Origin of the sequence: Chryseobacterium sp. (genome assembly GCF_041914225.1) — a bacterium.
Taxonomy (GTDB): Bacteria; Bacteroidota; Bacteroidia; order Flavobacteriales; family Weeksellaceae; genus Chryseobacterium.
Genome location: NZ_JAYSDT010000034.1, coordinates 1 through 22,028, shown reverse-complemented (window position 1 = coordinate 22,028; position 22,028 = coordinate 1). Strand labels below are relative to the sequence as shown.

General features: G+C 37.7%; 25 protein-coding genes and 1 pseudogene. 15 read left to right on the top strand and 11 right to left on the bottom strand.

All coding sequences use genetic code 11. From position 1 onward, the window contains the following. Positions 1–117 precede the first annotated feature (117 nt). Both ACE3RB_RS14515 and ACE3RB_RS14510 read left to right on the top strand, forming a co-directional pair. Positions 118–870: a DUF3575 domain-containing protein gene (locus ACE3RB_RS14515; protein ID WP_374464855.1), complete on the top strand. Its 753-nt coding sequence runs from the start codon at positions 118–120 to the stop codon at positions 868–870. Between the two features lie 103 nt (positions 871–973). Next, entirely contained in the window at positions 974–2,266 is a 1,293-nt protein-coding gene (locus tag ACE3RB_RS14510; protein WP_374464854.1) for an MFS transporter, read from the top strand. Positions 2,267–2,323: 57 nt separating this feature from the next. Here ACE3RB_RS14510 and ACE3RB_RS14505 read toward each other — a convergent pair whose 3' ends face one another. After that, the gene (locus ACE3RB_RS14505) at positions 2,324–2,539 is read right to left on the bottom strand and encodes a hypothetical protein (RefSeq protein WP_047435309.1); all 216 of its coding nucleotides are present in this window, start codon (positions 2,537–2,539) and stop codon (positions 2,324–2,326) included. Between the two features lie 216 nt (positions 2,540–2,755). Here ACE3RB_RS14505 and ACE3RB_RS14500 point away from each other — a divergent pair, with 216 nt between their 5' ends. From ACE3RB_RS14500 to ACE3RB_RS14480, 5 genes are all read left to right on the top strand, one after another. Next, on the top strand, positions 2,756–3,430 hold the full coding sequence (locus tag ACE3RB_RS14500; RefSeq protein ID WP_374464852.1) for a DUF4919 domain-containing protein: 675 nt from the start codon (positions 2,756–2,758) through the stop codon (positions 3,428–3,430). 154 nt (positions 3,431–3,584) lie between these two features. Beyond that, a complete protein-coding gene (locus tag ACE3RB_RS14495) occupies positions 3,585–4,436 on the top strand; it encodes an alpha/beta fold hydrolase (protein ID WP_374464851.1) in 852 nt (283 codons plus the stop codon). Further along, positions 4,436–4,906 (top strand): RNA polymerase sigma factor, encoded by a 471-nt coding sequence (locus ACE3RB_RS14490; RefSeq protein ID WP_374464850.1) that lies wholly within the window; start codon positions 4,436–4,438, stop codon positions 4,904–4,906. Before ACE3RB_RS14495 ends, ACE3RB_RS14490 begins: the two co-directional genes overlap by 1 nt. After that, positions 4,896–5,489 carry a hypothetical protein gene (locus tag ACE3RB_RS14485; protein ID WP_374464849.1) on the top strand — a complete coding sequence of 198 codons (594 nt, stop codon included), beginning with the start codon at positions 4,896–4,898 and terminating at the stop codon, positions 5,487–5,489. The genes ACE3RB_RS14490 and ACE3RB_RS14485 overlap by 11 nt, the downstream gene beginning before the upstream one ends. Continuing rightward, entirely contained in the window at positions 5,486–6,100 is a 615-nt protein-coding gene (locus ACE3RB_RS14480) for a class I SAM-dependent methyltransferase (RefSeq protein WP_374464848.1), read from the top strand. Before ACE3RB_RS14485 ends, ACE3RB_RS14480 begins: the two co-directional genes overlap by 4 nt. Before the next feature lie 119 nt (positions 6,101–6,219). Here ACE3RB_RS14480 and ACE3RB_RS14475 read toward each other — a convergent pair whose 3' ends face one another. From ACE3RB_RS14475 to truA, 6 genes are all read right to left on the bottom strand, one after another. After that, positions 6,220–7,977 carry an ABC transporter ATP-binding protein gene (locus ACE3RB_RS14475; RefSeq protein WP_002976464.1) on the bottom strand — a complete coding sequence of 586 codons (1,758 nt, stop codon included), beginning with the start codon at positions 7,975–7,977 and terminating at the stop codon, positions 6,220–6,222. Positions 7,978–8,109: 132 nt separating this feature from the next. Further along, on the bottom strand, positions 8,110–8,283 hold the full coding sequence (locus tag ACE3RB_RS14470; RefSeq protein ID WP_374464847.1) for a hypothetical protein: 174 nt from the start codon (positions 8,281–8,283) through the stop codon (positions 8,110–8,112). Further along, a complete protein-coding gene (locus tag ACE3RB_RS14465) occupies positions 8,231–8,881 on the bottom strand; it encodes an alpha/beta hydrolase (RefSeq protein WP_374464846.1) in 651 nt (216 codons plus the stop codon). Before ACE3RB_RS14465 ends, ACE3RB_RS14470 begins: the two co-directional genes overlap by 53 nt. A gap of 85 nt (positions 8,882–8,966) precedes the next feature. Then, positions 8,967–9,554 (bottom strand): Crp/Fnr family transcriptional regulator, encoded by a 588-nt coding sequence (locus tag ACE3RB_RS14460; RefSeq protein WP_374464845.1) that lies wholly within the window; start codon positions 9,552–9,554, stop codon positions 8,967–8,969. Between the two features lie 76 nt (positions 9,555–9,630). Continuing rightward, complete coding sequence (locus ACE3RB_RS14455) at positions 9,631–9,972, bottom strand: hypothetical protein (RefSeq protein ID WP_374464844.1); 342 nt, start codon at positions 9,970–9,972, stop codon at positions 9,631–9,633. Positions 9,973–9,996: 24 nt separating this feature from the next. Next, positions 9,997–10,749, bottom strand: coding sequence for a tRNA pseudouridine(38-40) synthase TruA (gene truA, locus ACE3RB_RS14450; RefSeq protein ID WP_374464843.1), 753 nt, complete (start codon positions 10,747–10,749; stop codon positions 9,997–9,999). An 87-nt stretch (positions 10,750–10,836) separates the two neighbouring features. Between truA and lpxK the strand changes: the two genes are divergently transcribed. The 6 genes from lpxK (at position 10,837) to ACE3RB_RS14420 (ending at position 16,727) form a co-directional block, all read left to right on the top strand. After that, positions 10,837–11,862, top strand: a complete 1,026-nt coding sequence (lpxK, locus tag ACE3RB_RS14445) for a tetraacyldisaccharide 4'-kinase (RefSeq protein WP_041461380.1) — start codon at positions 10,837–10,839, stop codon at positions 11,860–11,862. Then, positions 11,846–12,661: a purine-nucleoside phosphorylase gene (locus tag ACE3RB_RS14440; protein ID WP_374464841.1), complete on the top strand. Its 816-nt coding sequence runs from the start codon at positions 11,846–11,848 to the stop codon at positions 12,659–12,661. Before lpxK ends, ACE3RB_RS14440 begins: the two co-directional genes overlap by 17 nt. A gap of 209 nt (positions 12,662–12,870) precedes the next feature. Then, the gene (locus ACE3RB_RS14435) at positions 12,871–13,386 is read left to right on the top strand and encodes a TlpA family protein disulfide reductase (protein ID WP_374464840.1); all 516 of its coding nucleotides are present in this window, start codon (positions 12,871–12,873) and stop codon (positions 13,384–13,386) included. 82 nt (positions 13,387–13,468) lie between these two features. After that, positions 13,469–13,924, top strand: coding sequence for a GNAT family N-acetyltransferase (locus ACE3RB_RS14430; RefSeq protein WP_374464839.1), 456 nt, complete (start codon positions 13,469–13,471; stop codon positions 13,922–13,924). Between the two features lie 188 nt (positions 13,925–14,112). Next, the gene (gene dinB / locus ACE3RB_RS14425; RefSeq protein ID WP_374464838.1) at positions 14,113–15,210 is read left to right on the top strand and encodes a DNA polymerase IV; all 1,098 of its coding nucleotides are present in this window, start codon (positions 14,113–14,115) and stop codon (positions 15,208–15,210) included. Positions 15,211–15,254: 44 nt separating this feature from the next. Next, positions 15,255–16,727, top strand: coding sequence for an alpha-amylase (locus ACE3RB_RS14420; protein WP_374464837.1), 1,473 nt, complete (start codon positions 15,255–15,257; stop codon positions 16,725–16,727). 38 nt (positions 16,728–16,765) lie between these two features. On the opposite strand, the gene ACE3RB_RS14415 is transcribed toward ACE3RB_RS14420, so the two are convergent. The 3 genes and pseudogenes from ACE3RB_RS14415 to ACE3RB_RS14405 all read right to left on the bottom strand — a co-directional run bounded on the left by ACE3RB_RS14415 (position 16,766) and on the right by ACE3RB_RS14405 (position 19,227). After that, positions 16,766–17,104, bottom strand: coding sequence for a carboxylesterase family protein (locus tag ACE3RB_RS14415; protein ID WP_374464881.1), 339 nt, complete (start codon positions 17,102–17,104; stop codon positions 16,766–16,768). Between the two features lie 108 nt (positions 17,105–17,212). Continuing rightward, positions 17,213–17,979 (bottom strand): annotated as a pseudogene (locus tag ACE3RB_RS14410) (carboxylesterase family protein); the annotation flags it as partial. A gap of 345 nt (positions 17,980–18,324) precedes the next feature. Next, the gene (locus tag ACE3RB_RS14405) at positions 18,325–19,227 is read right to left on the bottom strand and encodes a helix-turn-helix domain-containing protein (protein WP_374464836.1); all 903 of its coding nucleotides are present in this window, start codon (positions 19,225–19,227) and stop codon (positions 18,325–18,327) included. 235 nt (positions 19,228–19,462) lie between these two features. Here ACE3RB_RS14405 and ACE3RB_RS14400 point away from each other — a divergent pair, with 235 nt between their 5' ends. Next, complete coding sequence (locus tag ACE3RB_RS14400; RefSeq protein WP_374464835.1) at positions 19,463–20,518, top strand: NAD(P)-dependent alcohol dehydrogenase; 1,056 nt, start codon at positions 19,463–19,465, stop codon at positions 20,516–20,518. Between the two features lie 53 nt (positions 20,519–20,571). Here the strand turns inward: ACE3RB_RS14400 and ACE3RB_RS14395 are convergent, their stop codons facing one another. Beyond that, positions 20,572–21,000: a winged helix-turn-helix transcriptional regulator gene (locus tag ACE3RB_RS14395; protein ID WP_374464834.1), complete on the bottom strand. Its 429-nt coding sequence runs from the start codon at positions 20,998–21,000 to the stop codon at positions 20,572–20,574. Between the two features lie 82 nt (positions 21,001–21,082). Between ACE3RB_RS14395 and ACE3RB_RS14390 the strand changes: the two genes are divergently transcribed. Then, positions 21,083–21,961 carry an NAD(P)H-binding protein gene (locus ACE3RB_RS14390; RefSeq protein ID WP_374464833.1) on the top strand — a complete coding sequence of 293 codons (879 nt, stop codon included), beginning with the start codon at positions 21,083–21,085 and terminating at the stop codon, positions 21,959–21,961. Positions 21,962–22,028 lie beyond the last annotated feature (67 nt).

Genomic DNA, 22,028 nt, shown 5'->3' with positions numbered 1-22,028 from the left:
CATTTATAATTGCAACTCATTAAAAAATTTGATAATTTTCCATTTAAATTCTAATTATTATGTTAAATTCAGCCCGTTTTTTGCTGGTTACTTTTTTACACCGCAAAATGTAAAGTCATGAAAAAGTTATTCATATTAATTCCGTGCTTTCTGTTTTCTGTACTGGAGGCACAGGAAATTCCAAACGGTTCGGCAGAAAAGATGAATATCATCAAAACCAATGTCACGGCCTATGCATTCAGAAATATCAATCTGTCTTATGAACGTGCCATCAACCAGTGGTTTTCTGTGAATATCGGCTTCGGAACTATGCCGGAAGGAAAAGTACCTTTCATTAATGCCTTTCTGAAAGATGAAGATGAGAAAAGATTCCAGAATCTTAGAGTAAAAGCAACCAATTTCACAATTGAACCAAGATTTTATATTGGTAAAGGCTATGGAAGAGGATTTTATTTTGCGCCTTATTACCGCTACTCCAGCGTTACTTCCAATACTTTTGATTTTTATTATGACTATAAGGGGCCGGGCGGGGTTACCTACCAGATTCCTATTAAAGGCCAGGGAGATACCAAAGGAAACAGCGGCGGTCTGATGGTTGGAGTACAGTTCTTTTTAACAAGAAGCCAGAATCTTGTGCTGGACTTCTGGATTGCAGGAGCTCACTACGGAAGTGGAAAGGGCGATTTTACCATGACCTCAGATTATGTGCTGACTCCCGATATGCAGGCCCAATTAAAAAAAGAAATAGAAAACCTCGATATTCCATTCGTAAAATATACGGTGGAAACCAATGCCAATGGAGCCAGAATAAAAGTTGACGGTCCCTGGGCAGGTTTCAGAAGCGGACTTTCGATTGGATACAGATTTTAAACACACAACTTATAATATCTAAGCCGTTCTTTATCAGAACGGTTTATTTTTTTCTGAAATTTGTATCTTGGATCCCATTATAAAAAATTTCTGGAATTATACTATGAACTCAACCTCAATCACCACCGGCCAAAGAATCAAGGCTATCATAGGCGGATCTATCGGAAATCTTGTCGAATGGTATGACTGGTATGCATATGCTGCCTTTGCCATCTATTTTTCGCATTCCTTTTTCCCGGATTCTGATCTTAATGCACAACTGATGAACACTGCGGGAATATTTGCTGTAGGTTTTCTCATGAGACCAATAGGTGGATGGATGTTTGGGAGTATTGCAGATAAAATCGGAAGAAAAAAAGCTATGACACTTTCCGTTCTGCTGATGTCTTTCGGATCATTACTGATAGCGCTTACTCCAACTTACGAATCTATAGGCATTCTGGCTCCTTTATTACTTTTACTCGCAAGACTGCTTCAGGGTTTGAGTGTTGGCGGGGAATACGGAGTATCGGCAACTTACCTCAGCGAAATGGCTACACAGGACAGAAGAGGTTTTTATTCAAGCTTTCAATATGTCACTTTAATTGGCGGTCAGCTGATTGCTTTAGGAATTCAGCTTATTTTGCAGAAATTACTGCTGACAGAGACCCAACTTGAAGAATGGGGCTGGAGAATTCCTTTTGTGATCGGGGCTATGCTTTCTATTATCGCATTGTATCTTCGGGCTAACCTCCATGAAACCGAAGCTTTTGAGAATAAAAAAGATATGAGTGAAAAGAAAAAAGGAACAGTAAAGGAGTTGCTGAAACACCCGAAAGCTTTGCTTACTGTTGTAGGTCTTACATTAGGGGGGACGCTGGCGTTTTATACCTACACCACCTATATGCAGAAATTCCTGGTTAATACGGTTCATCTTACCAAGGAAGAATCTACACTGGTTTCCTTTATTTCATTATTTATATTTGCCTGCCTTCAACCTGTATTTGGAGGGCTTTCTGACAAAATCGGAAGAAGACCGCTTCTTTTGGGGTTTGGAATACTGGGAACTTTATTTACGGTTCCGCTTCTTACAGCCCTCAGCACCACCACTTCAATCTGGACTGCATTTTTCCTGATCATGACTGCATTAATTATTGTAAGCGGTTACACTTCCATCAACGCAGTAGTAAAAGCCGAACTTTTTCCTTCTGAAATCCGGGCACTTGGCGTAGGTCTTCCTTATGCTATTACCGTAGCAGTATTCGGAGGAACTGCAGAATATATTGCGCTTTGGTTTAAGAAAATTGGTTCTGAAGAATATTTTTACTGGTACATTACCGGATGTATTCTCTTTTCCCTGGTTGTGTATACCGGAATGAAGGATACTAAAAAAATTTCTACCCTGGATAAAGATTAAAATCTCAGAGCTTTATAAAAAATTGCGCCGCAGGGAATCTGCGGCGCAATTTCTATTTTAGTGATAGGCCTGTTTAAATTTTTCAATCATACTGTCCAGATTATGACGCTGGACATATATGCTTTTCACCTCCTGATACCTTGGTGATTTGTAGAAAACCTCGTGGAAATCCATACTTCCGTTTCCCACTTTTACTACTTTCTGTACTTCGATATTCAACTTTCTCAATTCGTCTTTGAAGACTTTAAATTCATCTTGGATACTACTGCTCATTAATATTTTTGGTTTTTAGTTAAAAATTCCATTTACCCCTTCAAATGTTAGGGGTTGCCTCTCAAATTCTGAATAAAGTTAGTAAATTTATCAACACAAAATAACACTTTGTCAATATTTTATCATTTTTTTACAAATAGTCAGTTAATAATATCCGATTAGTACATATTTCGTATTTTTAACTTCATAAAAAATCGCAATAACATTATACAAACCATGATTATTAAAGCATTTTTCTCATTATTCTTTTTAACACTGCTCACTTTTCTGCATGGTCAGAAAATGGAATTCAAAGCACCGGATTATGCAGTAATTCAAAAAAATATTGAAGATAAAAACTCGGAATTCTATTATCCGAAGCTTTTAAAAAGATTAAAACAGAATGATACACTTCTTACAGGCAGCCAATATCGTCATCTCTATTTTGGTTATACCTTTCAAAAAGAATATCAGCCCTATAAGACCGGCAAGAAAGCTGAGGAAGTGGCCAAATATTACCGTGGAGAAGGTATTTCACAAAAAGATCTGTCGAAAGGAATCCAGCTGTTCCTTGACACTTTGGATGAAAATCCGCTGGATCTGCGTGCGATGAATTACCTCGCTTATCTGTATCACTTAAATAATGATGATGAGACTGCAAAAAAAATTGCGGGAAACTTCCATGGACTATTAGGCGCTATTCTGACATCCGGCGATGGATTGATATGTGAAACAGGCTTTCACGTAATTTCCGTAACTGATGAATATGTACTTCTGAACAGGTTCCAGATGGAAACCCAATCACAAAGCCTGAAAGGAAAATGTGATTATCAGGAGTTTGAAAAGGGTAAATATAAGGTACCGGGATTTTATTTTGACATCAGCAGGTTCTATGGAAGAATATTAGATTAATAATTTTTATAAAATAAATTTCAAATGGTCTTGTCCTGAACATAAGGGTTTCAGAGAAGGAAAAATATTTTTTTTCATAAAAAATAAATTTTTGTGTAACATTTTTCAGAGGTTCGTCTCTAAAAGACAAATAAACCTTAAAACTTTAGAAATCATGAAAAAATTCACATTCCTTCTTATCATCATGTTATTTTTTTTAGCGGTGTGCAATATATTTGGACAACAAACAGCATATCCGTTTGAAGTAAAGAAAACCGGAAAAGGTAACCAGTCATTAATCTTTATTCCAGGGTTTGCTTCTTCAGGAGATGTATGGAGTGAAACGACTGCAAAGTTTGAAAACAACTTCACTTGTTATACTTTAACGATGGCAGGATTTGCCGGAACAAAACCGCAGGCAGAGGCCAGCTTTAAAGATTGGGAAAAAGGAATTGCAGCTTATATCAGAGATCATAAAATTGACAAGCCTATCCTTATCGGGCACAGTATGGGAGGGGGTCTTGCATTAGCTATCGCAGCCGATTATCCGGAACTTGCAGGTAAAATCATTATTATTGATACTCTTCCGTGCCTGGCAGCAATATCTGATCCCAATTTCAGTGCAAAAGAAAATAATGACTGCTCATCCACCATTACTCAATTAACTGCTATGAACGACGAGCAGTTCCGAAAAATGCAGGCTCAGGCAATCCCACGCCTTCTGGCAGATACTTCTATGCAGGAAACTATAATCGGATGGAGTATGAAGTCAGACCGAAAAACATTTGCTAAAATGTACTGTGACTTTTCCAATACCGATCTCAGAGAAAAAATAAAAAATATACAATGTCCTTCTCTTATTCTTCTGGAATCGTTTTTTGTTACCCTTAAACCAACGATTGAAAGCCAGTACAGGAATTTAAAAAATGCCAATAAGCAGTATGCTTCAAAAGGATTGCACTTCATCATGTATGATGACAAGGATTGGTATTTTAATCAGCTTACTAACTTTTTATCTTCGAAATAATGGTTTTTGAAGAGATATATGAACTCTACTGGCAAAGGATATTCCGTTTATGCATGGGATATGTAAATGATACTGAACTTGCACAGGATCTTGCACAGGAAACCTTTATCATTGTGTGGCAGCAGCTTCCCAAATTCAGGAATGAATCCAGCATTGGAACATGGATTTTCAGGATTGCTTCCAATAACTGTTTCCGGCAGATCGAAAAGGAAAAGAAATTTGCCAAAGCAGATTTACCGGTTAATCTGGAAGAGAAAAAGCAGGAATCCATAGAACCCCAGATCCAGATGCTCTACCAGTATATTTCTGAGCTGCCGGAAACAGACAGGATCATCATTTCATTGGAACTGGAAGAGGTAAAACAGGCTGAAATAGCCCATATCGTAGGACTTTCAGAATCCAATATCCGGGTAAAGATTCACAGAATAAAAGAAAAATTAACGCAAAAGTTTAAAGAAAATGGATTCTAATATCGATTTTAAAAATATATGGAAGCAGCAGACTTCCAACAAACCCAATATGGAAGAGCTTCTCGGTAAGCTGAAAAAATTCAGGAATCAGAATCTGCGCAGACTGATCTTTGCTAATATTGGATTAATTGTTACTTCCTTATTGATCCTTTTTATCTGGTACCGTTACCAGCCTGAGATGATCACTACAAAAATCGGAATTGTGCTGGTAATTTTAGGAATGGTTATTTTCCTACTTGCCTATAACAAGATGTTTATGGTATTCTACAAAATTGATCAGACCCAATCAAATAACGAATATCTGCAAAGTTTATATGTGGTAAAAAATAAGCAGAAGTTTATGCAGACCACCATACTCAATCTCTATTTCATCATGCTGTTTCTCGGAATATGCTTTTATATGTACGAGTACACTTCAAGAATGACTCTTGGCTCAGCAATTCTGACCTATGCAGTAACGTTTGCCTGGATTGCTTTCAACTGGTTTTATCTGAGACCACGAACTATAAAAAAACAACAAGGCAAACTTGACGAATTAATTAATAAATTTGAAGAGATCAATAATCAATTAAAAGAATCATGATTTCTTCAGACAATAAAAACCACTGGGAAAACGTATATGAAACCAAAAATCCTGATCAGGTAAGCTGGACCCAGAAAAAACCTCAGACATCACTTGACTTTATTACATCTTCGGGATTGGGAAAAGATGCCAGCATCATTGATATCGGAGGTGGAGACAGCAATCTTGTTGATTTTCTTCTTGAGGAAGGCTACGAAAACATTACGGTACTTGATATCTCAGCCAAAGCTTTGGAAAAGGCGCAGGAAAGATTGGGTGATGCTGCCGGCAAAGTAAAATGGATTGCATCAGATATCACTGCTTTTGAACCTATTGAAACCTATGATATCTGGCATGACAGGGCCGCTTTTCATTTCCTTACAACCCCGGAGCAGGTTTCAAAATATATTGATATTGCAGAAAAGGATGTAAACAATTTTATGATTATCGGAACTTTTTCTAAAAACGGTCCCACCAAATGCAGCGGACTGGATATTCAGCAGTATGATGATGAATCATTAACTGAAAAATTTCAAGCTGGTTTTACAAAGATAAAGTGTATTACAGAAGATCATATTACACCTTTTGAGACCATTCAGAATTTTGTTTTCTGCAGTTTTAAAAAGCTTTGATAGATACAAGCGGATATTTTAAACAAAAAAGCTGTATAAATTTACAAGTCACAAAAGGTTAGACCGAAAAAAGAGAATCATCATGACTCTCTTTTTGTTTATTTATAATTCCTTACGGATTATGATTCTTTTTCTTCCTCCATTTCCACTTCATGACGAAGCTGAGCTTTGTAAAGCGTAGCATAATATCCGTTCTTATCCAGAAGCTCAAGATGCTTTCCTTCTTCTACGATTTTACCATGCTCCATGACAATAATTTTATCTGCTTTTTCAATAGTGGAAAGTCTGTGGGCAATAATAATGGAAGTTCTGTTTTTGGTAATTTTTTCTGTTGCTCTCTGGATCAGCTTTTCACTTTCATGATCAATAGAAGAGGTTGCCTCATCCAGAATTAAAATTTTCGGATCTGATAAATAAGCTCTCAGGAATGATAACAGCTGTCTCTGCCCTAAAGAAATGGATGAACCTCTTTCGCTCACTACATAATCATATCCGCCTGGAAGCTGCTCAATAAACTGATCCACTTCAATTTCTCTCGCTCCTGCTTTTATTTTATCCAGCGTTATACTCTCATCCCCGAAGGCAAGATTTTCAAAAATACTTCCATGGAAAAGGAATACATCCTGCAGCACAACTCCGATATGGCTTCTCAGATTATACAACTCATAATCTTTTAAGTCTACATCATCAATCAGAATATTTCCGGAATTGATGTCATACAACCTTGTGATTAAACTGATAATGGTAGATTTTCCGGCTCCTGTTGCTCCTACAATCGCCACGGTTTCTCCCGGATTTACCTTAAAATCTATCCCTTTCAGTACTTCCTGTTTTTCATCATAAGCAAAATGTACTTTCCGGAATTCAATTTTTCCGGCAAAATGATCCTTCTTCACAGTTCCGTTATTCGGCATTGAATTTTCTTCGTCCATTAATCCCAGTACTCTTTCCGCACCTACAATTCCCCGCTGGATATTATTGAAACGGTCTGCAATCTGCCTTAATGGACGGATCAGCATGGAAATATACTGAATAAATGCAATCACCACCCCGGCACTGATGGTAATATAGCCACCATAAAAAAGGATAAACCCTATAAATAATGATGAAATAAGCTCTACTACCGGAAAGAAAAGAGAGAAAATAAATACGGTTCTCAGCAATGCCCCTTTCAAGGTAATATTGATATCATCAAATTTCTTAAATTCAGCTTCCTGTCTGTTGAACACCTGGATAATCGGCATTCCGGCAAGCCTTTCCTGCACAAAAGAGTTCTGATTGGCTGTCCAGTTTCTTTCATCCCCGAATGCTTTCTTCAGTCTTTTCTGGAAGAATCTCGTAATGACTACCATCAAAGGTAAAATGGCCAGCGTAATATAACTCAGGTGAACATTGGTACTGAACATCATGACCAATACAAACAGAATTCTCAGGATATCTCCAAATACCATCAGGAAACCGTCTGTATATACAGTAGCAATGGTTTCCACATCACCTACTGCACGGGTCACCAGCTGCCCGATCGGGGTTTTATCAAAAAATGAAGTCTTGAAATAAATCAGTTTAGCATACAAACGCTCTCTGATATCCCTGATCACATTCTGTGAGATAAAATTTGAAAAATAAACCAGGAAAAAGTTTAAAATCGTTTCAGCAAACACCAATCCCACAAGGATATAGATATGTTTCATCATCAAAGCCTTATCATGAAGCTTTGTTATATCATTATCCACCACCTGCATGGTAAGATAAGGCCTGTAAGTGGAAACTATCGAAAGGAATATGGAAATGATAAGGGTAAGGATGAACCAAGAACGAAATTTCATTCCGATAAAGAACAGCCTTTTTATAATTCCCCAGGTATCTTGTTTTTTCATTGTACGAATCGAAAGAAAGAATTAAAATATAAATTCTATGCAAAAATAAGACTTTATACCCGGACTGCCTTTACTACTTTTGCAAATCGTCATAGAAAATTTCAGATACCTGTCATTTACAATATGAATATATTAAGCATTCTTCTGTATCCAGCCCAAAACATATTCTGCTACTTCTTCCCAATTTTTTTCTCCACAGATGAAATGACTTCTTCCTGCAAACTCTTTAAAATCTACAATGCTGTTAGAATCTTTATAAGCCCCTGCTATTTTCTTTGAAAATGCTGCCGTAAAAAATGTGATCATTAGAACCTGCAATGAAGAGAAGTGGCTGGTGAGGTTTTTTAAGGTCTAATTTAGCAGAAGCTTTAAACAAAGGATCTTTTGCTAATTTTCTACTTTCAGGTACTGCCACTGTTTCGTATAATCTGTCACTTTCTTCTTTCGAATAATTATTGAAAAACGCTTTGTGGTACCATTCTTTTGTTCCCAGATAGGGACTTTTTCCTTTGAAAAAATTCACCACCGGCCAAACGATTTTAACGGTAGAAAAAGGAGCCATTATATTTTTCGGTGGAGCACCGTCAATACTTACTCCGGCTGCCGCTTTTCCCATATCAATAAGTTTCTGAACCATAAGTCCTCCGAAAGAATGTCCGATAACTATAGGTTTTTCAGGAAGGCTGTCTATCAGTTTTACAAGATTGTTGATTGTATCGTCAAAACCTACATGTCTTAATTCTCCGGGAATATTATTCTTTAAATCTACAGGATTTCCTTCATGCCCAGGATTGGATGGTGTATGCACAGTATACCCCTGAGCTTCAAAATATGTTTTCCATTCTTTCCAGCTTGTATTATTCACAAATAACCCATGAATTAATACGATTGTTTTTGTTTTCATAATTTTTACTTTTTGTATTGTTAAATTGATGAAACAAATTTCCACAGATAAAATGACGAAAACTTTAACTCAGGTTAAAATCGTACTATTTACCTGAAATTCTTTTCCTTATCCTGCTCAGAGAAGATCCCTGAATGCCCAGATAGGAAGAAATATGATAAAGAGGAACATTACTGAAAATATCCGGATGTTCTTTCATCAGATCCAGATAACGCTCTTCAGGAGACTTTAATAGAAATCCTTCTACCCTTGTCATGGTAACATTAAAAGCTGCCTGTGCAAGGAGCCTTCCAAATTTCTCCCATTGATGCGACTGCAGATAAAGAGAAAGCAGATCTGTGTGCCGGATAAAAATAATAGAAGCATCTGTAAGGGCCTGAGTAAAATAATCACAAGGAATCTGATTGAGAAAACTTTTAAAAGGAACCACAAATCCATTGGCAGAATAAAGAAAAACATTCTTTTCTTCACCCGTATCTCCATTGATGACATAAGAACGGAAAACACCATCAACTATAAATCCCAGATAAGAACATACATTTCCCTGAAGATTGTAAAAATCTCCTTTTTTATATTCTCTGGGTATCCAAAAACTTTCAGACAGGCTGAAATCTTCTTCAGAAATTCCGGCAAAATGATGCAATGCAAAGGCTAGTTTATCAATTTCAGTCATAGTTATTTTTAGTACACCTTATGGTATTTAAAAATAATCTTAATTTCTGATATTAAAAAGATAAATGTTGCAGACCTTACTGATCAAGGGACTTCCCTATTTCTTCAATTTCGATGGTTTTTGCCGGTCTTTCTTTGATAAATTTATTTTCAAGGAATTTATAAATTCTCCAAACGGCAACAATAGAGATCAGCCAGCCAACGATATTCACTGCGGAAAATCCTGTATAATTTACATTTTCTGCAGATTCAGGATCTGTAATACCCAGATACATCCCGTAAGCAAAACCTAACAAGAGCTGGGTTCCTAAATAAATACCGATAGCCAGAACACCATACTGCCACTTTGTTTTTCCAAACCTTTCTGCTAATTGTGCGTAATACCGGTAAGCACCGATAAGAATAAAAATTGATAACATGATTATTTGTTTTTTTTGTTTTATTTAAAATTCATAGCCTACATCCACCAGATACAGCCCGTGTCCCGGTGCTGAAGTTCCTGCAGCGTTACGGTTTTTATCTTCAATCACTTTACGGAGATCTTCCGGTTTCAGTTTTCCGGTTCCTATTTCTACCATGGTTCCGACAATAGCACGAACCATATTTCTCAGAAAACGATTGGCGGAAACTGTGAATTTAAGTTCAGTTCCGTTCTGCTCCCATTCTGCTTTGTAGATTTTACAGATATTGGTTTTGTTGTCTGTTTTTAACTTTGCAAAACTGGTAAAATCTTCATATTCAAAAAGAATTTTGCAGGCTTCATTCATCGCATCAACATCCAGGGATCTTTTCCAGTGCTGCCAGGCAGACTCCTGTGTGAACGGATTTTTTTCCAGGGAGATATAATATTCGTAGGTCCTGTATGTAGCATCAAAGCGGGCATGGAAATCATCTTTTACAGGAAAAATTCTTTTAATGGAAATATCAGGCGGAAGAAAACTGTTCAGCCTTCGGGGAAGCTGATCATCCAACTCTTTTTCCGTATCAAAATGGGCAAATATTTTTTTGGCATGAACTCCCGTATCTGTTCTTCCCGCTCCCGTAGTTTTAATCTCTTCGCGCAAAATTGTAGACAGCGCTTTTTCCAGTTCTTCCTGTACAGAAATAGCATCCGGCTGTATCTGATAGCCGAAATAATTCTTTCCGTTGTAAGAAAATTCAATAAAGTATCTCAATGTATTGTAATAACTCCACAAAAATACTTTAATTTAACGAAATATTTGTTGAAAAGTCTTTGAGAATATTACATCAATGCTTATGAAAATTCCTATTTTTGCAAACGTATGAAAAGATGGTACCTTTATCCTTTTTCCCTTGGTTATCATTTGGTAACGGGTATCCGAAACACAATGTATGATCTGGGAATTTTTAAGTCGACAAAATTCAAGACTCCGATAATCAATGTCGGGAACCTTTCTGTGGGCGGAAGCGGGAAATCCCCCATGGTGATGTATCTTGCCCAGTTCTTATCCAAACATTACAGAACCGGTGTGCTTTCACGAGGCTACGGAAGGCTGACCAAAGGCTACGAAGTAACCAATTATGAAAGTAATTACAAAATGGTAGGTGATGAAGCAATGCAGCTTTTTGAGCGTTTTAAAAACCGCTTTGTCATTGCAGTTTCCGAAGACCGGGTGCCAGGTGCCAAAAAAGTGATCAGCGATATGGATCTGGAGGTTCTCGTATTGGATGATGCCATGCAGCACAGAGCGATCAAGGCAGGATTCAATATTTTAATGACCGACTTTAATGATCCGTTTTTCAAGGATTACCTTCTTCCTGCCGGAGATCTCAGGGAATCCAGGTCAGGATATAAAAGAGCCGATATCATTATGGTCAGCAAATGTCCTGATGAACTTACTGAAGAAACAAAAAGGTATTATATCTCAAGAATAAAACCTTCATATGGACAAAAAGTATTCTTTTCATCCATCGGTTATGACGAAAATGTATACGGAAAAGATAAAATGCTTCCGGACAATAACCTGAATTATTACGATATTTTACTGATCACCGGAATTGCTAATCCGAAACCGCTTCTGGAGCATCTGGCAAAATTCTCAAAAAGGGTGAAACATTTAAAATTCAGAGACCATCATAATTTTACCGATGATGATATTAAAAAAATCCTTGCGGAGTATAAAAAATTAGGGGAATACAAGCTGATATTAACCACAGAGAAAGACTATGTACGTCTGAAAACTTTTGACTATCTTAGAGAAATTGTTTACTACTGGCCTATCAATGTACTGATTGATAAGAAAGAAGAATTCAATCAAATCATCTTAGATTATGTTAGAAAAAATTAAAGAAACTGCAGATTTCATTAAAAATATCATTCAGGAAACTCCTGATTTTGCGGTTGTTTTAGGATCCGGACTGGGGAAATTACAGCATGAAGTAGAACCGATCCATATTTTAGAGTACAAAGACATCCCCCATTTTCCACAAACTACAGTAGCCGGACACACCGGAAAACTGGTTTACGGAAAGCTGGAAGGGAAAAAAGTTCTGATGATGAGCGGCCGTTTCCATTATTACGAAGGACATTCGATGGAAACCGTGACTTTTCCTGTAAGAGTCTTCCATTTACTGGGCATTCAGAATCTTATTCTTTCCAATGCATGTGGCGGCGTAAATCCAGCCTACAGTGTTGCAGATATCGTTATCCTGAAAGATCATATCAATATGATGCCTGAGCACCCGCTTCGTGGAAAAAATATTGATGAGCTTGGACCACGTTTTGTGGATATGAGCGAGCCTTACAACAAAAAAATGATTGCAACGGCAGAACAGGCTGCTGCTGATCAGCATATTAAAGTACACCAGGGAGTTTACGTTGCGCTCCAGGGGCCAACCTTTGAAACTCCTGCAGAATACGGAATGATCAAAGCCATTGGCGGAGATATGGTAGGAATGAGCACCGTCCCTGAAGTCATTGTTGCCAGACATATGGGAATGGATGTTTTCTGTATTTCAGTGATCACAGATCTTGGCGGGCCGGATATTGCTTTTGCCGTTTCCCATGAAGAAGTGTTGAATGCAGCCAACAAAGCAATGCCGAATGTAATTGCCGTTGTCAAAGGCTTAATTAAAAACTATCAGTAAAAATAACCCTATATTACAGTTGAAGACCGCAACATTCCACTCCCTTGGAGGAGTGGCAAAAATTCAAAATTTTTTTGACGGGGTGGTTTCCACACTTCCACTCTCTTACCCATAGAGTCTATCAATATTATAAATTTTTCCTAATTCCGAAGAAATCAATCTCAGATTGCCATTCATTGTTTAGATTTGTATAAATGAAATTGTACGAGATGAAAAAGTTGATATTAATTTTTATGATGGGAATTTTTGGGATAAGTTATTCACAAAAAGTCCCGGCCGTCCTTAAAACAGGATTTTCAAAAGAAGCCTTACAGCAGAAACTGGAAGATGAAGATGGAAAAAGTGTGACCATACAGCAGATTCTTGATCAGCATAAAGGAAAAGTTTTAGTTATTGATTTCTGGGCAGGATGGTGCAGAGACTGTTTAAATGCACTTCCAAAAGCCAAGGAACTGGAAGAGCGCAACAAGAACATCGATTTTGTATTTCTGTCATTAGACCGTTCAAAAGAAGGGTTTGAAAAAAGTCTTGAAAGGTTTGATATGAAACACAAAGAAAATTATTGGTTTTCCACAGGCTGGAAAAATGATTTTAACAATTATGTAGATCTTAACTGGATTCCAAGATATATGGTTATTGATCAGAAATCTTCCATTGCAAAATATTACGCAATATCACCCGAAGATCCTGAACTTCAGCAAACCATCGATAAACTTTTAAAATAGTTGTCATTAACTTTAAAAACATAAAAACTCATTGGAAATCATCAACTTTCAATGGGTTTTAACATTTTATTTATATAACACCATGATCACAAGAGAAGCTACGGAACAGGATTTAAAAACTCTTTTAGAATTTGAACAGGGCATTGTAACTGCTGAAAGACCTTTCAACAGTACGCTTATTGAAGGAGAGATCCATTATTATGATTTAAGACATCTGATACTGTCTCCGGACGCGACAGTAATTGTTGCAGAAGAAAATAATGAGATTATTGCATCAGGATATGCCCTGATTAAAAAAGCAGAGAAAGATTATTATCAGTTTAAAGAATATGCCTATTTAGGTTTTATGTACGTCAAACCTGAACATCGTGGAAAAGGAATCAATAAAGTGATTACCGATGAACTTATTTCCTGGTCAAAATCCAGAGGAATAAATGAAGTAAGACTGGATGTATATGCTCAGAATGAATCTGCTGTAAAAGCTTATGAAAAAGCAGGTTTTGAGCCTCACCTTCTTACCATGAGACTGAAACCGTAAAAGGTAGGAAGCGGGAAGACGGGAGATGGAAGTTGTTTATGTCCTAAGAATAATTTGTGACTTTTTTAATCAGTTTTTAATAATTAAGACATAAATTTCCCTATCGATTTCATTAACTTCCAGCTTCCAGCTTCAACTTCCATACTATAAAAAATTTACCGTAAATAAAGGAATCCATATCTTTGTATATGGATTTTTCTTTGCCTCTTCGTAAAATTATTCATGTGGATATGGATGCATTCTATGCTTCTGTGGAACAGCATGATAATCCTACACTGAAAGGCAAGCCTATCGCTGTGGGAGGGCAACATCGTGGTGTAGTGGCTGCCGCAAGCTATGAAGCCAGAAAATATGGTGTCCGCTCTGCCATGCCCAGTAAGACCGCCAAAGAAAAATGCCCGCAGCTTATTTTTGTTCCTCCCCGCTTTGCCAGATATAAAGAAATTTCAAAAAAAATCCGGGAAATTTTCTACGAATATACTGATCTTGTAGAACCCTTATCATTGGATGAAGCCTATCTGGATGTTACCGAAAATAAAAAAGGAATGGAATCTGCCAACCTCATCGCCAAAGAAATCCGTCAGAAAATTTTTGAACAAACCGGGCTGACAGCTTCTGCGGGAATTTCGGTCAATAAATTCCTGGCAAAAGTAGCTTCCGATATCAATAAACCGAATGGCCAGAAAACAATCCATCCGGATAAGATGGAACAATTCCTGGAAGAATTGCCTGTAGAAAAATTTTATGGTGTAGGAAAGGTTACGGCTAACAAAATGTTTAGTTTAGGAATTTATAAAGGAAAAGATTTAAAGAAAAGATCGCTGGATGAACTGGTGAAAATTTTTGGAAAATCCGGAAAACATTATTACAATGTGGTGCGTGGCATTCATACTTCTGAAGTAAAGCCTCACAGGATTCAGAAGAGTGTGGCTGTGGAAAGAACATTTTTTGAAGATCTTCTGGATGAACAGCAGATTAATGAAAAACTGGAAAGCCTCGCGCAGGAACTCCATCAGAGATTACAGAAAAACAATATTCTCGGAAGGACATTAACATTAAAAATAAAATATAAAGATTTCTCTCTTTTCACCAGAAGTATCACAAAGGAAGATTATTTTTCTTCCCCTGAACAGTATTTTAATACCGGAAAAAAACTCTGGGAACTCCGTCCGTTCGATAAGGCTGTACGCTTACTAGGGCTATCCCTCTCCCATCTGAATACGGAAGAAAAAAAGCAGATTTCCGTTCAACTAAAAATCCCGTTTGAAGAATTTGAAAATGATTAGGTCATATTTTTTTACTAAATTGTATCCACCAAATCAGTAATTGTATGAACCCAACCATGATTCAGTTTTTCCACTGGTATTCTGAAGGAGACGGAAAGTTGTGGAAAGAGGCCGAAAAACAGGCCGGATATTTAGCAAAACTTGGAATAACATCAGCATGGCTTCCTCCAGCGTATAAAGGTACAAATGGCGGCTATTCGATCGGATATGATGCTTATGACCTGTATGATCTGGGAGAGTTTGATCAAAAAGGAACCATTCCCACAAAATACGGCACCAAAAATGATTATATCAAAGCTATTAAAGCTTTAAAAAAACATAATATACAAGTGATTGTAGATATTGTTCTGGGACATAAAGCAGGCGGTGACGAACTGGAAAAATTCAAAGTAGTAAAAGTAGATGAAGAAAACAGGGAAAAAGTAATTTCTGATGTCATCGAAATTGAATCTTATACCAAATTTACCTTTCCCGGAAGAGGAAAAAAATATTCTGATTTTGAATGGAATTTCACCTGTTTCAGTGGTGTAGATTATGCTGAAGGCATGGAATCCCATATTTATAAAATACAGTCCGAATATGGAAATGACTGGGAGGAAATGATTCATGATGAAAAAGGAAATTATGATTACCTGATGTATAATGACATCGAGCACCGGAATCCTTTTGTAAGGGAAGAGCTTAACAATTGGGCAAAATGGTATTTTGACCAGACAGATTTTGATGGAGTGAGGCTGGATGCTTTAAAACATATTTCTTTCGACTTCTATAAGGAATGGCTTACACTTCTCCGTTCCAATTCGGGTAAAAATATTTTCGCTGTAGGAGAATACTGGGCTCCCGGTTATCTTCACCTGCTTCAGAAATATATTGAAGTGACTGAAGGCTGCATGAGTCTTTTTGACAGCTCTCTTCAGAATAATTTTCATAATGCTTCAAAAGAAGGCGGCTCCTATGATCTTCGTAAAATTTTTGATGAAACTCTTACCCAGGCAGACCCGATGCACTCTGTAAGCCTGGTGGCCAATCATGATACCCAGCCGCTGCAGGATCTTGAAGCTCCGGTAGATTCATGGTTCAAGCCTCTTGCCTATGCTTTGATATTATTAAGAAAAGATGGTTATCCATGTGTATTTTATCCTGATTTATATGGTGCCCATTATATTGATAAAGACTCGGGAGGTCATGACCAGGAGATATTCATGCCGAAAGTAGATGGTATTGAAGAATTATTAAAAGCAAGAAAAGACCATGCATATGGTGAACAGCATGATTATTTTGAGGACGCCAACTGTCTTGGATGGGTTCGTACAGGAGACGATGATCATACAGGCTGTGCAGTAGTCTTAAGCAATAAAGATGCTTATAATAAACCCATGGAAGTAGGAAAGCTCTATGCCGGAAAAAAATTCAAAGATTTGCTGAAACGATCTAAAGACAAAGTAACCATTGATGAAAATGGCTGGGGCAATTTTCCTGTTCCGGCGGGAAATGTGAGTGTCTGGATCCCGGAATAAAATAAACTCCTATAAAAGGCATACATGGTGATTTATGGTTACAATTTTCGGAGCTCAAGAATTTCCGGCTTTTCGGATGTATCAGATATTTTTCCGTCACGTGCAAATTCTGCCCAGAGCGCTCTTAGTTTTTTACCATGTTCATGAATACGGCTCCAGGGAATATTTTTCAGCAATTCGGAAGATTTCCAGGCGGTTTCGTTGCCAAAGATTAAAGGCAGATCAATACAATGCGGTGCCCCGATATGATTATCTTTTGATTTTGAATGAATTCTAAACAGGTAAACATTTCCGCCAGCATCTGCCAGATTTTCTGCAAACTGCCTTGCCGGAGCTCCATAAATGAATTCTGTAGTCTTTTCAACGGTTTTATCCATGATCTTTAGCCCTAATCCTTTTCCGAAATATTTATTTAAAGCCTCGGATGTCTTGAGATAAAATGCAGTTTCATCATTATTCAGGCCAATCAGAACATCATATTTCTGGGCATTTTTTTTCCACATCTCTACCGAATCTTCTTCTTTACATAAAGGAAAGAATCCATACTGAGTTCCAAAAGGCATTGCTGCTTTCAAACCATATTTTATCACTGAAGGAACAAATGTCTTATATTCATCCATCATTTTTAAAACATCGGTCTCATCTTTCAATACTTCTGTTTTTTTCAGAAATTCCGCAGACATTTTCTGTCTTTTATGACGTAAGCCCAGAGGAGCGCTCTGGATAATCACACGGTGAAATAAATCTTCCACTCCCTCCGAAATCATCAGATGGGCAATAGCATCGCCTCCCGAAGATTGTCCAAAAGAGTAATATTATTTTCATCTCCTCCAAGATCGGTAATATTTTTCTTGATCCATTTCAATGCTTCAATGATATCCAGAAGGCCAAGATTGGCAGGTCTTTTTTCATCGCCTCCCAGAAAGCCGAAAAGCCCCAGACGATATGAAACAGTAACAACAATAATATGCTGTTCTTTCACCCATTCAGCAGGATCAGCAGTGGCAAGGTCGCCACAGCCTATTTCATGAGAACCTCCGTGGATCCAAACTACAACAGGCAGTTTTTCATTTTCAGAAATTATTTCAGGTCTTGTTACGGAAAGATATTGGGTAGATTCATCGGGTTCAAAACTTTCCACGGGAGTAGCCCCAATCATTTTTTCCACAAGCGGACTTAAAGCCTGCGGGCAAACCGGAGTTTTTTCAGGAGCAATAATATCTGAAACAGAAGGCTCCGCAGGAACCGGCATTTGAAATCTCTCAGAATGGGCATAGCGAATACTTTTAGCCCTGATAATCCCTTGTTCTTTCAATGCTATAATTCTTCCAAAACGGGTCTCAAAAACAGTAGTCTCTTGCGGGTTTGGTGTCATTTTTAGAATGGTGAAACTTTTCTCCTTAAATTTAATTATTTAAACACAAATCTCACAAATGATTACACAATATTCACTAATAATTATGGTGTCTTTCGTGAAGAGATTAGTGTTATTAGTGTTATAAAAAAACTAAACACAAATGTCACAAATGAGCACACAAATATCCACTAATAATTATGGTGTCATTGGTGAAGAGATTAGTGTTATTAGTGTTAAAAACTAGTTCAGGGTTTTATATTCACTCGGAGAAATACCAACTTTGGTTTTGAACAGCCTTGTAAAATGCTGCGGATATTTGAAACCTAAATCATAGGAAATCTCACTGATTGTTTTTACCTGATCCAGAATCTGTTCTTTGGCGATATCAATAAGCTTATTATGGATAAATTCCTGAGCGGAAATACCTAATTCTTTTTTAATCAGATCACCGAAATAATTGGCAGACAGGTTCAGTTTTTCTGCAAAATAATTGACCATCGGAAACCCTATATTTTTCGGGTCCTCGGACTTTAAGTAATCATCGACCAGATTTTCAAATTTCCCGATCACTCCCTGGTTGATATGATCCCTGGTAATAAACTGACGGTCGTAAAAACGCATGCAGTAATTAAGGAACAGTTCAATATTATTAACAATTAAAGATTTACTGTGTTTATCAATAGCCTGTTCCAGTTCCAGCTTAATATTTTTAAAGCAGTCCAGTACCACTTCCCTTTCCTTTTCTGAGAGGTGTAAGGCTTCATGCACATCATAAGAGAAAAAGGAATAGTCTTTCATATTCTTCCCTAAGTTGGTTCCTTTTATTAAGTCAGGATGAAAGATCAGGGCAAAACCTGCAGGCTGAACAAACTTATCTTTGTTATAGATTCCATAGGTTTGTCCGGGAGCAATGAAGACCAGCGTCCCTTCCTGATAATCGTAGCTATGCTTTCCATACAGCATGTCTCCGCACATGACATCTTTCAGAAAAACGGTATAAAAGCCGAATTTTCTTTTATGCTGGCAGATAAGATCGGATCTGGAAAAATCTATGATGCTTACCAGGGGATGCAGGGTTTCATGATTGGCCATTTTATTATATTCCGAGACGCTGTTATAGATTTCAACCTCCTGATTTTCCATGAAGTATATTTTTATTTCTATTCAAAATTACCACTTTCCTGTGTAACTGAAACAGTGTCTGTAAAATTGGTAAGTAATTCGGTAATCTGTATAAGTACGGTTTATTGAAAAGTTTCGACTTTTGTATTGTTATGGATTTCCACTCCGAACGGCTTACTTGGCAACGGATTGTAAAGCAACAAGACCATAACAAATGAAAACACTGCAATTATCCTAAATAAATTAAATATAAAAAATGAGTACAATTACAGTAAAAGCTTATGGAGCAGAGTCTACTACGGCAGATCTGAAAGAAATGAATATCGAAAGAAGAGAAGTCACCGCAAAAGATGTAGAAATTGAAATTCTATACTGCGGAGTATGCCATTCTGATCTTCATACTGCAAGAAACGACTGGGGCGGATCTTTGTATCCTGTAGTTCCTGGTCATGAAATTGTGGGAAGAATTACAAAAGTAGGAAGCGAGGTTTCAAAATTTAAAGCAGGAGATCTTGCGGCAGTAGGATGCATGGTTGATTCATGCGGACATTGCGACAGCTGCAAACACGATTTGGAACAATATTGCCAGAATGGATTTACAGGGACTTACAATGGAAAAGACAAGCATCTTGGCGGCCATACTTTTGGAGGGTATTCCCAAAAAGTAGTGGTAGACGAACATTTTGTTTTAAGTGTACCGGAAAACCTGGATCTGGCAGCCGTAGCACCACTTCTATGCGCCGGGATTACCACATGGTCACCGTTAAGACACTGGAACGCAGGCCCGGGTTCAAAAGTAGCTGTTGTAGGGTTAGGCGGTTTAGGGCATATGGCTATTAAATTAGCAAAAGGATTAGGAGCAGAAGTTACTTTATTCTCAAGGACGCCGGGAAAAACGGATGACGCGAAACAGCTTGGAGCAGATCACGTAGTAATTTCTACGGATGATTCACAGATGGATGCCGTAAAGGGTAAATTTGATCTTATCATTGATACGGTACCGTATGAGCACGACATCAATCCTTATATGCAGACTCTTTCTCTGAACGGAACTCTGGTTCTTGTAGGATTCGTAGGTGAATTCCAGGAAACGCAGGTAAGTACGAGACCTATGATCTTCCAACGCCGTTCTGTTGCCGGATCTTTGATCGGTGGTATTGCAGAAACTCAGGAACTGTTGGATTTCTGTGGAAAACACAATATTGTCTCTGATATTGAACTGATTAAAATGCAGGATATCAACAATGCCTATGAAAGAATGCTGAAAAGCGATGTAAAATACCGCTTCGTTATTGATATGCAGTCTTTATAATGCTTCTATAAGATATTAACAGAAACAGGCGCTTCAGATTGAAGCGCCTGTTTTTATTTTTTCAGATTCCGGCTAAAAGCATCTTGATCCTGATTGGTTATATATCTGTTTCCTTCAGCACATTTGTTATCATTCCTTTCCATATCCTGAAAAGCCCATGCGGCCATCGCATCAATAACGGGAGCAAGCTCATTGCCGGCTTCACTTAATTTATAAGTAACATGGGGAGGAATTACAGGTTTCGCCGTTCTGATAACCAATCCATCTGCTTCAAGCTGCTTCAGGTGCTGAATCAGCATTTTTTCTGTGACGGCAGGAATTGCTTTTTTCAATTCGCTGTATCTTTTTTCTCCGGTGGAAAGATTGAACAGGATAATCGGTTTCCAGAATCCACCGATTCTTTCCATAACGTACATTACCGGGCAATCCTGTACCGTCTTTTTATTCTCCTGAATGGTTGAACTTTCTTTAATGGCTGTCATATCTACACACTTTAGGGTAAGTACTTGTATAAAAGTAAGTATAAATATAACTTTGTTCCCGGAAATAAAAAAATATTTACATATGAAAATCGTAATCACAGGATCATTAGGAAATGTAGCCAAACCATTAGCCCAACAATTAATTGCAGAAGGGCATGCTGTTACCGTAGTAAGCAGCACTGATGCCAGAAAACCGGATATTGAATCTCTGGGAGCAACTCCGGCCATAGGATCTATCACAGACGTTAACTTTTTAACTCAGACATTCGAAGGAGCTGATGCTGTTTTCGTGATGACTCCTCCGGCTATCAGTCCTGATAAGATTGTAGAAAACACAACCAATGCAGGAAAAAATTATGCGGAAGCTTTGAAAAAAGCCCATGTAAAAAGAGCTGTCATGCTAAGCAGCGTAGGAGCAGAATCTCCCGTAGAAAACGGTCCTATCGCAGGTCTTCATAATATTGAAAAATTATATAATGAAGTAGAAAATACCTCTTTTACTTTTCTAAGAGCCGGATATTTTTACAATAACTTTTTCAATGACATTCCGTTAATTCAGAATGCGGGGATCATTGGAGGGAATTATCCTGCAAATGTTGAGATACCCATTGTACATCCCAATGATATTGCCAAAGCAGCCGCTGAAGAACTGGTAAAAGGAGGAAATACCAACAATATCCGTTATATTGTGAGTGATGTAAGAACACCTTCGGATTTTGCAAAGGTTCTGGGAACTTCAGTCAACAAACCGGAGCTTCCATGGGTAGAATTCTCTGATGAAGAATCTTTAAACGGAATGCTTCAGGCTGGTCTACCTGCAGACATGGCTCATCTGTATGTTGAAATGGGTAGAGGAATCAGAACGGGGGTTGTGCAAAAAGATTTTATTGATCATGGTTCTCCTGTGGCAGGAAAGATTAAGTTAGAGGATTTTGCGAAGGAGTTTTCTTCCAGATTTTAATTTCTAAGTCGATTTATAAACACGAGTTTCGGCGCACCAAAGGTGCGCCGAAAAAAGTTTATTATTA